Source organism: Erwinia sp. 1181_3 (assembly GCF_052824965.1).
Genome location: NZ_VTDE01000012.1, coordinates 41,606 through 53,524, shown reverse-complemented (window position 1 = coordinate 53,524; position 11,919 = coordinate 41,606). Strand labels below are relative to the sequence as shown.

The following is an 11,919-nucleotide window of genomic DNA, read 5'->3' as shown; positions in this document are numbered from 1 at the left end:
GTTAATGGCTTGCCAGCGGGGTGTCGCGCTGCCAGCGTGCGAAATCCTGATGCGTTACCGCATCACCACGGAAATTCATAACGCGCAGACCGCGCTCCTCACCTTTGTGATACAGCGAACGTACGCAGTGATGCGGAAATAACGTGCCGCCGACCAGGCGACGCAGCGCCTGCTGATCGCCAAACGGCGCAATCCAGTCGCGGATCCACAGACGGTCACCGCTGTTCCAGTCCCGCTCCTGAACGTGAATGCCGGGCTGCGTGAGATAACGCTGCTCGGCTTCATCATCCAGCCAGGCCCAGCTGAGGAAAAACACCGGCTTATCGTCACGCATCGCCAGCGCAAACTGCTGATGCTTGATCGCGGGCAGCAGCAGCGTGGAGAGCGCACTGAGGGGAATGTCGCGGTGCTGTGCCGAATGCATCCATAACCAGACGCTGGCACCCAGCACTTCAGACTCGCTGAACCCGCTGCTCAACAGCGGGGAAATCACCTGAAAACCATTAACGGGGATCGTCATATCAGTATTCCCAGCTCAGATTGAAACCGAGGGAGACCGGGCTGGTGCTGAAACCATCCGGTTTGGAGAACGGCACACCTGCAAACAGGTCGTAACCGGTATTCAGTACGTTACCGCGCAGGCCGATGACCCCGCCTGCCAGATGGTGACCGACCTGATAATCAATACCGCCTTTCACTTCGCCATAGTCAGCGCCGAGGTAGAGTTCCTGATTCGGCAGCGGGGTTTGCCAGGCGATGTCGTTACGTACAAACCAGCCTTCGTCACCGTTCAGGGTGTATTCGCCATCAAAGCCGCGAACCGTCCAGCGGTTACCAATGGACATCTGATCCTGCGGTGTCAGCGGAGAATGGGTCATCTGACGCTGGAACTGCCCGTTATAACGGAAGGATTGCCCCCACAGCTGGAACGGCGCATTCAGCTGCACGGAAAGCTGAATAATCTTCGCCAGCCCGGTGCCTTCGCCATAGCTCTCTTCCGGTGCCGGTTCCGCGCCAAACCAGCGCGTCCCGCGCTGATAGCTCACGCCGGTATCCAGCGTGGCCTGGCCGATATAGTGACGATGCTGCAAACCGAGACGCCAGGCGGCGGTCTGACGACGCTGCTGCTCAATCTCGGTATCTTCGATGTAGTTGCGCGACTGGCGCGTCATCACTTCATAGCTGAACGAGGTTTTCTGGCTGCCGCTGCGGTGCAGTACGCGCCCGAGCTGGAAGTTCATGCTTTTGCTCTTACCCTTGTATTGGTAGTCAAAACCACTGCCCAGACCCGACTGGTGGTAGTCGTAGTCGCTGAAAGTGACGCCCGTCGTCCAGTAACCAAACGGCACTGAGTAGTGGATCAGGGTATTTTTGCTGCCTTTGTCGCCGCCCTGCTCTAAATCCTTACCTGCGGATACGTAGAACATATCGCTGAGTGACAGAGGATTATCGAGGTAGAGCGTCAGGCCGCCCTGATAGCGCCCGGTACTTTTGCTACCGGAGTCATCCAGCGTGGCACCGAGTCGCCAGTGGCGCGACTGCTTCCAGCTGACGTTGATATCACTTTCGCCCGGCTGCTCACCGGGAACAATCTGCATATCGGCCTGCACGGTGGGCAGGCGCTGTAAGTTTTCCAGCCCCTGTTCAATATCACGCAGATCCAACAAATTCCCGGCGTGGGCCGGCATGGCGCTCCAGAGCTGAACGTAACGATCGCTGTCTGGCGTCAGGCGGACATTGCGCACCTTGCCCGGTACCAGCAATAGCTTCAGGGTGCCGCTGTTAATATCCTGGGGTGGGGCCAGCACGCGGGCGGTGACGTAGCCGTGATCCACCAGACGGTTCTGCAAGGCACTCATCAGCAGGTTAATACCCTTACCGCCAAGGCACTGCCCCTGCGCCTGATCGGCCAGCTTTTGCAACGGCATCCAATGCGGGAACGCCTCTCGCCCCTGTAACTCAATATGTTGCAGGGCAAAGCACGGCTGTTCGGCAGGAAACTGAATGCGGCTGAAAAAGCTGCCCGGCGCCTGTAAACGGACGTCCGGCGCAGGTGGCGCCAGCTGACGTTCAGTCGCGCGCTGACGTTCCTGCTGATTAATTAACTGCTGATCGCCGATCGTGGCAGCGGCCACATTCGTGACATGAAAGAGACTGATAATAACGGCCAAACTACTGAGACAAGCAGGGGTTATCCCGTCTTTTCCAGACGCAATCCGTAGCATAGTAATGCCCTGAGCAAGGTTTATTATTTATACGATGTTGATGCCAGGTACTTTAACGATTTCTCATCCAGGATTGTTCCTAAACTTACATAACGCTTACAATTGAGTGACAATTAAAACAACGACAACATAAGGAAATTCTTAATATTTGACACATAATGCGATATAAAAAACGCTATTTATCATTAACATAATCAATTCATAAGAAAAAATACAAAAATACACATAAGTCAAATTCACCTCAGAAAACTAACCAGAAACAACTGGAAATGGTTAAGATTATTCCTCAATCATCCAGCGCCAGCTGGCCCTTAAATTGTCGATATTAAAAACAGAAAAAGAGATTACCTTTCCCCTGTTCCACTAAATTCAAGTACACTTCTGACGGTATTCCTGCTGAAAGAAAAGGCGTGTCACCGATCTCATTTTATGCCCCCCGCAACCGCCTTGCCGCCTGGCTTGGCCTGCTGGCAATACTGCTGCTGTTTATTGCTCCGGTGATTTCAAAATCACTGGCGCAGGCGCATGGCAGTAGCAGCATGATGATGATGCATCATGGGATGGCGATGGACATGTCTGAGATGCCAGACATGCATCATGATATGGCCGCCACGCCCACTGGTGGGGCCAAACAGGCACATCATCCGATGTCGATGATGGATGACAGCGCCTGCGGTTATTGCGTACTGCTGGTGCAGCTGCCGCTCGACCTGATGACGCTGCCACTGCTGTGGTCGACATTACAGGCCGCCACCCAGCCGGATGTTCCCCTGTTTCAGCCCGTGGTGGCGCGTTTTGTTCCTCGCTTCTTCCATCCCCGCGCCCCGCCGCTCGTCCTCACCGCACGCTTCAATTAACGATTGATCTGTGGGATCCCCCACAGCCCCTGCGAATGCCTGTAAAACAGGCTGATGGAAAAGACAATGTCAGAAAATATCCGACGTGCGACCACGCACGCCACCCGCAGCAGCAGCACGCTGATCCCGCTGCTGCGTCGCCTGCATTTCTATATCGGGCTGTTTATCGCCCCCTTTATCTTTGTCGCGGCCCTGACCGGCACGCTGTATGTGCTGACGCCTCAGCTGGAAAATGTGCTGTATCAGTCACAGCTGTTTACCTCATCAACCGGACCCGACCAGCCAATCTCAGCCCAGATCGCCACCGCCAGTGCCCTGATGGGGCCGAAGTCGAAAATCGCCGCCGTGCGCCCGGCACCCCATCCCGGTGAAACCACGCGCGTGATGTTTGCCAGTGCCGATCTCGGCCCATCGGAAACCCGGGCGGTGTTTGTTGATCCAAAGACGCTGGAAATCCGTGGCGTGATGACGGTTTACGGCACCAGCGGCATTCTGCCCTTCCGCACCTGGCTGGATTATCTGCACCGTAATCTGCTGCTGGGTGACGTGGGCCGCAATTACAGCGAACTGGCGGCGAGCTGGCTGTGGATTGCCGCACTGGGGGGTGCCCTGCTCTGGGCCACCAACCGCACGCCGCGCCGCAAACCCTTGCGATCTCGCCCAACACGCGCCCAGCGTCTGGCGGGGCAACGCCACTGGCACACGACGCTGGGTCTGGCATTGCTGCTCGGGCTGGTGTTCTTCTCCGCCACCGGCCTGACCTGGTCACGCTGGGCCGGGGATAATATCTCCCTGATGCGCAATCATTTTGGCTGGATGACGCCCTCGGTGAATACCGTGCTGCATTCTGAATCCGCGATGATGATGGATATGCCAATGGATGAGCATGCGGAGCATAAAGGCCACATGATGATGACGCAGGATGCCGCTCCGGCTACGGTCAATCCGGCGCAGTTCGATGGCGTGCTGAACGCAGCGCGTGCGGCGGGGATTGATGCGGCCAAACTGGAGATCCGTCCATCATACCGGGCTGATAAAGCCTGGACGGTGAATGAGATTGACCGCCGCTGGCCAACGCAGGTTGACAGCGTGGCGGTCGATCCGCAAAGCAACGCGGTGATTGATAAGGTGGAGTTCGCCAACTTTGGCCTGCTGGCCAAACTGACGCGCTGGGGCGTGGATGCCCATATGGGCGTGTTGTTCGGGGTGGTGAATCAGCTGGTCCTGGCACTGTTTGGTGCCGGGCTGTGCGTGATGATTGTGATTGGCTATCGCATGTGGTGGCTGCGCCGTCCGCAGGGTGGGCAGGTTTCTCCACTGGATACGCTACTGGGCTGCTGGCAACCGTTGTCGATTAGCGCACGTTTTCTGCTGCTGGTGATCACGTTGATTACGGCGGTCTGTTTGCCAGTGATGGGCGTGAGTTTGCTGGTATTACTGGGCGTGGATGTGTGGCGCTGGCGGCGTGCAGTGCACGCCTGATCATCAATACGGGGTGACCGGAAAAAAGGGTCGCCCCCTGAGGGATCCCCACTCATTTTTTGTGGCTGACAGTTTGGCTTCAGGTCTGAGGCCAGTTTAAGCACGCCGGATCGGCAAAATCCACGGGCAGGTTTTACGCTAACGGCTTCGCCAGATAATGCTCCAGCATCGCCAGCAACAACTGGTTATCCACCGTCTGTAACACATGCACCTGGCCACCCTGCGGCTCACCGATGCCCACATCCACACGCAGCGGTTGACGGAAACGCCATGACTTACCGCGCGTCATCCCCTCGCGCAGCTCCACGTCGACAAAATAATCCGCCGCCGTGCTCACTCGCTGGTTCAGCAACCAGGCCACTACCAGCGCATCGTGGATCCAGCAGCCCGGCAGATGACGGGTCTGAATCGAGTAATCAATCCACGGGCGCAGCGTCTCGGTGACAAAACGCGCCAGCGGTGTATCAATCTGTGCAATACGGTTCAGATCCTGATGCGTCATCAGCGTTTGACTGGTCACATCCATCGGCACCAGTGTGATATTCGCGCCGCTGGTCAGCACCTTATGTGCGGCCTCAGGGTCAATGCCAAAGTTGGTGTCTTTAATAAAATCATCCAGCGCAAACACACCGCCCATAATGGCGATCTCCTGCACCGCATCGGCCATCTCCGGATAGCGTTCTAACGCCAGCGCCACATTGGTCAGCGGACCAATCGCTACCAGAGTGATTTTTCCCGGATTCGCGCAAATCAGCTGGCCCATCGCATCCGCGGCTTCCAGAGCCGGGGCGGTAAACGACTGCGGCTGACGCACCCCGCGCCACAGATGCGCCAGCTGGTTGCTGTGCACCCGCTGATCTAACGCTTCGCGCCACGGTTGCGTCGGCTCGCATAAGGCCGCATCGGCCCCTTTCACCACCGCTACCGACTGCCCGATACGCTCCATCAGATCTTTCACCACGCTGTATCCCACCTGGCTTGGGGTATTTCCCGCCACGGTGGTGATCAGCTCCAGCGAAATTTCCGGTGCAGCCAGCGCCAGTGCAATAGCCAACCCGTCATCGACGTTGGCCCCCGTAATACCATTCCCCGGATCACAATCAATAATTAATCGTTTCATATCGTTATCTTATTATCGGGCCAGCTTGCAGCCACAGGACTCGCCAAGTTCAAGATGATGGGAGAACTCACTCAGCATGCTCTCCCCTTTCCACGCTGCCAGCATGTTGATAGCGGTTTTTGCCATTTCGCCCACGGGCTGACGAACAGTCGTCAGCGAAGGCACATGATAGGAAGATTGATCGGTGCCGTTAAAACAGACCAGCGCCAGCTGATCCGGCACGCGGATATGGTGTTCAGATAAAGCACGAATACAACCAATCGCCTGCGCTTCGTTGGATGTAAACAGCGCACGCGGGCGCGTCTCGCCCTGCATCATGCGCTGTGCAGCCTGATAGCCGCCCTCGCGGGTATAGGGGGTATGGAATATCCACTCCGGGCGTTCTTCCACGCCATAATCCGCCAGCGCATCGCGCCAGCCTTGCAGACGATCCTGCGTATTCAGCATCTCCGGCGGGCCGCAAATAATGCCGACATGCTGATAGCCGTGGCTTAACAGATGGGCCGTCACCTGACGTGACGCCTCGCGTTCATCTACGCGGATGACATTCACCTGCAAGCTGGGATCAACCCGGTCGAGCATCACAAACGGGGTGCCGCTGGAGTGCAGAAGATCAATATAGGGGTTGCGGTCGACGCTGATGTAAAACAGGCCATTGACCTGCTGACTCAGGAGATTGTTGATCAGCTGCAACTCGCGTTTTCGGCTGTCGCCGGCATCGCCCAGCAGCATCACCATATCGTTCGCCAGCGCCTGCTGTTGCAGCTCATGGGCCAGCGAAGCAATAAACGCATTGCCAATATTCGGCACCACCAGCCCATAGGTTCTGGTGGTGCCGGAAGCCAGCGCACGCGCCACACTGTTCGGGCGGTAACCGGTGCTTTTAATCGCCGCCAGCACGCGTTCACGTGTCGCAGGCGCAACCGGTCGCGGTCCGTTATTCACGACGTAACTCACTACGGCAACGGAAGTTCCGGCTACTTTTGCTACATCAGCACGGGTAGCACGATGATGAATCTGTTTTGCCACAGGCAGTCTTCCTCACAAATAAACAGCGTCGGGCCGGATAAAAATCCGGCCCGTGAGTCCCTTAGATAATGCAATTAAGGGAAAAAGAGCGGGGGAAAACCCACACTCTTTTCCGCTTTCATCCGTGATTAAATCGCATCTTCCGGTGCGTTAAGGTCGCGACCGCGTGTTTCCGGTGCCACAAACGTGGTCAGGAAACCGATACCTGCCATCACCGCAAAATAAGTGGCAATCGGCCACCAGTGACCCGTCCAGGCCAGCAGTGCCGACGCCACCAGCGGTGCCGTACCGCCTGAAAGAATCGACCCCAGCTCTTTAGCAGTGGCCATTTTGGTATAACGATGATGAACGCCAAACATCTCCACGCCCCAGGCCGCCTGTACGCCGAAGATCCCCAGCGATGCCAATCCCATCCCGACGACGATCGTACTGATGACAATGGCCGGTTCACGCGAGTCCAGCAGCATAAAGGCCGGGAACGCGTAGAGGATCAGCAGCAGGCAGAAGCAGCGATAGGTAATACGGCGACCAAAGCGGTCCGACAACCAGCCCGCCAGCGGGATAATCAGGAAGCCCAGCAGCGAAGCAATAAACACCGCCGTGGTCGCCACCGATTTATCCACTGCCAGCACTTTCACCACATAACCGATAATAAAGCCCTGCGCCAGATAGGATGGACCGTTCTCACCGATACGCAGACCAACCATGGTCAGGAAGGCACGGCTACGGCGCCAGAATCCACGGGTATCTTCTACGACGGGCACGGCGGCCAGCACCTGCTCACGTTCGGCTTCCAGCTCTGCTTTTTTGCGTTCAAATACCGGGGTTTCACGTAAGTGACGACGGATCCATAACGCCACCAGCGCAATCAGCGAACTGCACAGGAACGGAATACGCCAGCCCCACTCTTGCAGTGATTGTTGGTCCATCTGCACCACCGCCAGCCAGACCAACGATGCCAGCAGCGTGCCGCTGTTAGAACCGAGCGCAATGATGGAAGAGACCAGACCGCGACGCTGCGCGGGTGCGTATTCACCCAGCATTACCGTACCGCCGGACAGCTCTGCACCCGCACCAAAGCCCTGACTAAAGCGTAGCAGCACCAGACACGCCGGTGCCCAAAGGCCAATAGAGGCATAGCTGGGGATAAGACCAATCAGTGTGGTGGAGGCACCCATCAGGATGATGGTGGAAACCATGACGACTTTTCGACCTTTACGATCGCCGAGCCAGCCAAAGAACAGTGCGCCAATCGGGCGGGCAATAAAGCCAACCGACCAGGTCGCGAAGGTAGAGAGGAGTGCCATTTCTGGCGTTGCTTCGGGGAAGAAGACATCACCGAAGATAATCCCGGCGGCCAGCCCATATAAAGCGAAGTCGGCATATTCCATTGCTGTGCCAAGCCAGCACGAGAATGTTGCCCGCCAAAAATCCTTACGCCCTTCCGGGGTGGCTAAACGTTCATCTGCCGCCGAGTTGGCCGACATTGCAGTATCCTGTGCAACGCTTTGAGGTGTAGACATGAAAAATTCCCTGATGTGAGGAGTTTTATTCGGCGCCATCCCTGGCACGCACTCCTCCGTCGGAGGAAAATTCGCCAGTGAACAGGCCGTGTTATAAAGCCATGACGAAAGGTCGTTTACCCTAAATAATTCGAGCTGCAGGAAGGCGGCAAAGGAGCGAACCCCGATGAGCTTACTGAAGTAAGTGATTCGGGTGAACGACTGCAGCCAACGCACATGCAACTTGAAGTATGACGGGTAAAAAGGTTCCCTGGTGTTGGAACGCTATATTCGCTTTGCGCCGACGGTCTAAAATTGACCAATCGTATAAGTAACGCGAAACAAATTTGACCTTCACGTAGCTGCTAACCATCAAGCACCGTGAATTTTCACTACGCAGCTATTGTATCTACGCGTGTAGATAAATCAAGGTAACGAAACGGAAATCGTTAGATTTTCTTGACATTCAACACAACTGATTGCTTAGAAAATCAATAAAATCAATGAAATAAATCGTCCAAAAAACATGCGATTTTTTTTCACTATTGAAACCGTGCGCAAACTTAAGGCAAACGAAGCTGAACACGCTTTCAACACTGACGTTTTAGCCCCCGAGTATTGCGAAGAGATGACAATCTGCACATTAGCTTCAGGTTTGTGTTTGTCGGGGGGGATGGTTAAGCTGAAAAACACACTTAGAGCCTGGCCCAGTAGGCGTACATTAATGGCAAATAAAATAGCCTAATGGGATAGGCTCTTATCAGGCGGGAAATAATGACGATTACATTAATGCGCCACGGCAAGCCCGATCACTCTCTGCCAGGCCGCCGCTCGTCACTGGCGATGGCGGAATGGTGCGAGGCCTACGATCTGGCCGAGATCTGTGACCTGCCGCCAGAACGCAGCCTGAGGCTGGCCGCAGAGGCGGATTGGATTGTCACCAGCACATTACCGCGTGCCATTTCGTCGCTGGCAAAACTCGGCAGGCAGGCCAACCGGGTCGATGCAGTCTATCGTGAAGTGGCACTGCCCGTTATGCCGCTGGCCTTCCCGGCTTTATCGCCGCTGCTGTGGCTGCCGCTGCTGTGGCTGCCGCTGCTGCGGGTGATGTGGCTGCTGGGCTACGCCGGACAGGTAGAGTCTTACGCTGAGGCAAAACAGCGTGCGGTGCTCGCCGCCGATCGCCTGATCGCCCTGTCTGCCGAAGGCAATGTACTGCTGGTGGGTCACGGCATTATGAATAAGCTGATTGCACGCCGCTTACGTCATCTTGGCTGGCTGGGAGAGAAACACGCCAGCAGCCGCTACTGGAGCAGTGCGATTTATCATCCACCGGTGATTTAGCGCTAAAGGCGCATGAGAGCAGGTCTGGAGAGATAATGGTTATGATTCAACCAGTTCGCGATATCGTATTTTTGCCTGGAAATGCATCATACACATGTTAAGCGCTGGATCGTGCCGCAGAGTTACATTATAATCCTGCGCCTCAGGCCCCATAGCTCAGTTGGTTAGAGCACGCGACTCATAATCGCTTGGTCGCTGGTTCAAGTCCAGCTGGGGCCACCAAATTTATCAAGGACTTAGACAGGAAACTGGCTGAGTCCTTTTTGTTTTATGGCGTTACAGGTGAGGTAGTGGGTGATGTCATCCACATGCTGCATCACCTGCTATCAGCACACAGAACATAGGAGCCTGTTTGACAGACTCGACAAGAAAGTGAGTGAGCGGTGTGACAAAGAAGCCGGCTTCGTCAGCCTTAAAAAAAATTTGCTTGTAGTATGAAATCTGTCAGGTCATCAGCGTCATGGCAAGATCTTGCCGCGCTTATCAACGTTAATTAGAAACGGGCAATACTTATCTTCGTTATGCAACGGGTGGGCATCTGTGGTCTGTGCTTCGCTGTTGTGTGCCCTGATTTTCATCATTAGTGGGGCGAAGCCTGGCGTGAAGAAAGTTTTGACTATATACCCCAATCTACTCTGACAGATTGTTACAACATAACACGTCCTGCGCATTCAGGATGTCTTCTCGCTTTTCATTGAGTCGGGTAGCCGCGTAGACATCGATATTCAGCTTTGACGATTCGTGATCGGACAGCTCCCGGTAGCATAGCCCCTCCTGATTGAACGTGCACTTTGACTGCGGCATCAGGGCAAACCCTTTACCCCGGGCGATGTGGGTGAGCATAACCAGTGAGTCATCTGGCTCTTTGATCCGCTTAAGCGGAAACCTGAGCCGATCGAAGTAGCTTTCGCACTTATCGTAGAAGGTGGGATTGGCGCTTCTTGCAAACCAGAAGAGCGGTAAATCACAGATGTCTTCCAGCGAGACTTTTTCTTTCAGGCTTGCAGGATGCATAGCCGGCATTGCCATTAACAGCGGCTCGCGGTAGACCCAACGGTACTGGACGATGTCTTCATGACCGGTGCCTTTCTCGCCGGTCAGCACAAGATCAAGCGTGTTTTTTGACAGACATTGAAGCAGCTGCGCCGATGTCAGATTGGGAGTTTCAACATCATCGCCGGCATCCAGTTTATTGAGCTGTTTGTTGATAGGCTCTATCAGCTCAAAATTCAGCGTACGGGTGAGACCGATACGCAGATTCTTCTTTGAGGAAGGTGAAGCCGTTTTCATTTCGCTGAGCTGCTGAAGGAGCTTCTCTGCCCTGATAACCAGTTCGCGACCAGCCTCTGTCAGACTGACCTCGTGCGTGCTGCGGCTGAACAGCTGTATCTCCAGCACAGCTTCCAGGCACTTTATCTGACGGGTCAGAGGAGGTTGGGTCATCCTGAGACGTTCTGCGGCTCTGCGGAAGTTCAGCTCATGTGCGACAGCGAGAAAGCACTGAAGCTGCTTAACGCTGGGGAGGTTGCTACTGATTAAATGTTCTGCAATTGCCATAGATTCCATCCTTCAAATAGAAAAATTATTCTATCTTATTTATACGTAAAGATATAACACGGAATTTCATTTCAGAAAAAGGCTCTTTTACAGTAATACAAAATTTATATTACACATTTAACAATTCCACCTGCGTCACAGATTGATAAATTACACTCGAAATCTAATCCCATATCCTTTCGGAGATAATAATGTCATCTAACTATGTGCTGGTGTCTCGATTCCCATTAAAAAATACTGTTTCTGCTGATACTTTCTCGTCATTAAAAAACACTGAGAGCACGCGCTATTATTTTTGTGAAGAACAGGGTGTAAATGAATTACTGGAACTTCGTTCGTTTAACGACATTAAAGAAGTATCATGGGTGGAAGAAGAGATGGAATCTATGTTCCATCAGTTTGCTGACGTTCTTTCCGCGGATATTCGCAGAGAACTTCTGAAGTTTGTCGAGTCACCTATCGACAGCAAGAGAGATCTCCCTGAGACAAAATATATTCAGCTGCGCCATGTTGAAGTTCCTGCACACAATTATGAGCAGTATCGCCAGTGGCGCGACGAAACGATCTTCAACGTTGTAAGAGATAATAAAGACAAGATCGAAAGCTTTGAAGCTTTTCACTCGCTCATCAGTGGCGTGCCAGGTGTGATGTTCATTTCTGCGTTCAATGGCGATAAAGAAACGTATAAAGAAGCCTTTACCAATGCACGCTACCAGGAAATCATTCAGCAGGCAGGTGATAACTATATTACCGGAGGAAATGAAGGCCTCTATACCCGTATCTATCGCGCTTGTTGTTGCTGA

Annotated in this window: 10 protein-coding genes and 1 tRNA gene; 5 read left to right on the top strand and 6 right to left on the bottom strand. The window is 54.2% G+C overall.

Annotated elements, in window-relative coordinates:
* Position 1: 1 nt before the first annotated feature.
* Positions 2-520 carry a toxin-activating lysine-acyltransferase gene (locus FY046_RS20550; protein ID WP_446186438.1) on the bottom strand — a complete coding sequence of 173 codons (519 nt, stop codon included), beginning with the start codon at positions 518-520 and terminating at the stop codon, positions 2-4.
* A 1-nt stretch (position 521) separates the two neighbouring features.
* Positions 522-2,225, bottom strand: a complete 1,704-nt coding sequence (locus FY046_RS20545; RefSeq protein ID WP_446186437.1) for a ShlB/FhaC/HecB family hemolysin secretion/activation protein — start codon at positions 2,223-2,225, stop codon at positions 522-524.
* Positions 2,226-2,635: 410 nt separating this feature from the next.
* Here FY046_RS20545 and FY046_RS20540 point away from each other — a divergent pair, with 410 nt between their 5' ends.
* Both FY046_RS20540 and FY046_RS20535 read left to right on the top strand, forming a co-directional pair.
* Complete coding sequence (locus FY046_RS20540) at positions 2,636-3,082, top strand: DUF2946 family protein (protein WP_446186436.1); 447 nt, start codon at positions 2,636-2,638, stop codon at positions 3,080-3,082.
* Positions 3,083-3,136: 54 nt separating this feature from the next.
* Complete coding sequence (locus FY046_RS20535) at positions 3,137-4,564, top strand: PepSY-associated TM helix domain-containing protein (RefSeq protein WP_200641736.1); 1,428 nt, start codon at positions 3,137-3,139, stop codon at positions 4,562-4,564.
* 133 nt (positions 4,565-4,697) lie between these two features.
* Here the strand turns inward: FY046_RS20535 and FY046_RS20530 are convergent, their stop codons facing one another.
* The 3 genes from FY046_RS20530 to FY046_RS20520 all read right to left on the bottom strand — a co-directional run bounded on the left by FY046_RS20530 (position 4,698) and on the right by FY046_RS20520 (position 8,236).
* A complete protein-coding gene (locus tag FY046_RS20530; RefSeq protein WP_133842427.1) occupies positions 4,698-5,684 on the bottom strand; it encodes a nucleoside hydrolase in 987 nt (328 codons plus the stop codon).
* Positions 5,685-5,696: 12 nt separating this feature from the next.
* On the bottom strand, positions 5,697-6,713 hold the full coding sequence (locus tag FY046_RS20525) for a LacI family DNA-binding transcriptional regulator (RefSeq protein WP_446186435.1): 1,017 nt from the start codon (positions 6,711-6,713) through the stop codon (positions 5,697-5,699).
* A gap of 128 nt (positions 6,714-6,841) precedes the next feature.
* On the bottom strand, positions 6,842-8,236 hold the full coding sequence (locus FY046_RS20520) for an MFS transporter (RefSeq protein ID WP_339507294.1): 1,395 nt from the start codon (positions 8,234-8,236) through the stop codon (positions 6,842-6,844).
* 753 nt (positions 8,237-8,989) lie between these two features.
* Here FY046_RS20520 and FY046_RS20515 point away from each other — a divergent pair.
* Both FY046_RS20515 and FY046_RS20510 read left to right on the top strand, forming a co-directional pair.
* Complete coding sequence (locus FY046_RS20515) at positions 8,990-9,559, top strand: histidine phosphatase family protein (protein WP_446186434.1); 570 nt, start codon at positions 8,990-8,992, stop codon at positions 9,557-9,559.
* A 145-nt stretch (positions 9,560-9,704) separates the two neighbouring features.
* Positions 9,705-9,781, top strand: a tRNA-Ile gene (locus FY046_RS20510).
* A gap of 408 nt (positions 9,782-10,189) precedes the next feature.
* Here FY046_RS20510 and FY046_RS20505 read toward each other — a convergent pair.
* Complete coding sequence (locus FY046_RS20505; protein ID WP_133842431.1) at positions 10,190-11,116, bottom strand: LysR family transcriptional regulator; 927 nt, start codon at positions 11,114-11,116, stop codon at positions 10,190-10,192.
* Positions 11,117-11,307: 191 nt separating this feature from the next.
* Here FY046_RS20505 and FY046_RS20500 point away from each other — a divergent pair, with 191 nt between their 5' ends.
* Positions 11,308-11,919 (top strand): hypothetical protein, encoded by a 612-nt coding sequence (locus FY046_RS20500; protein WP_133842432.1) that lies wholly within the window; start codon positions 11,308-11,310, stop codon positions 11,917-11,919.

Excerpts from the sequence above, each read along its gene's own strand:
- FY046_RS20545 (WP_446186437.1), bottom strand. The coding sequence starts at position 2,225 with ATGCTACGGATTGCGTCTGGAAAAGACGGGATAACCCCTGCTTGTCTC.
- FY046_RS20535 (WP_200641736.1), top strand. The coding sequence starts at position 3,137 with ATGGAAAAGACAATGTCAGAAAATATCCGACGTGCGACCACGCACGCC.
- FY046_RS20520 (WP_339507294.1), bottom strand. The coding sequence starts at position 8,236 with ATGTCTACACCTCAAAGCGTTGCACAGGATACTGCAATGTCGGCCAAC.
- FY046_RS20505 (WP_133842431.1), bottom strand. The coding sequence starts at position 11,116 with ATGGCAATTGCAGAACATTTAATCAGTAGCAACCTCCCCAGCGTTAAG.
- FY046_RS20500 (WP_133842432.1), top strand. The coding sequence starts at position 11,308 with ATGTCATCTAACTATGTGCTGGTGTCTCGATTCCCATTAAAAAATACT.
- FY046_RS20530 (WP_133842427.1), bottom strand. The coding sequence starts at position 5,684 with ATGAAACGATTAATTATTGATTGTGATCCGGGGAATGGTATTACGGGG.
- FY046_RS20515 (WP_446186434.1), top strand. The coding sequence starts at position 8,990 with ATGACGATTACATTAATGCGCCACGGCAAGCCCGATCACTCTCTGCCA.
- FY046_RS20550 (WP_446186438.1), bottom strand. The coding sequence starts at position 520 with ATGACGATCCCCGTTAATGGTTTTCAGGTGATTTCCCCGCTGTTGAGC.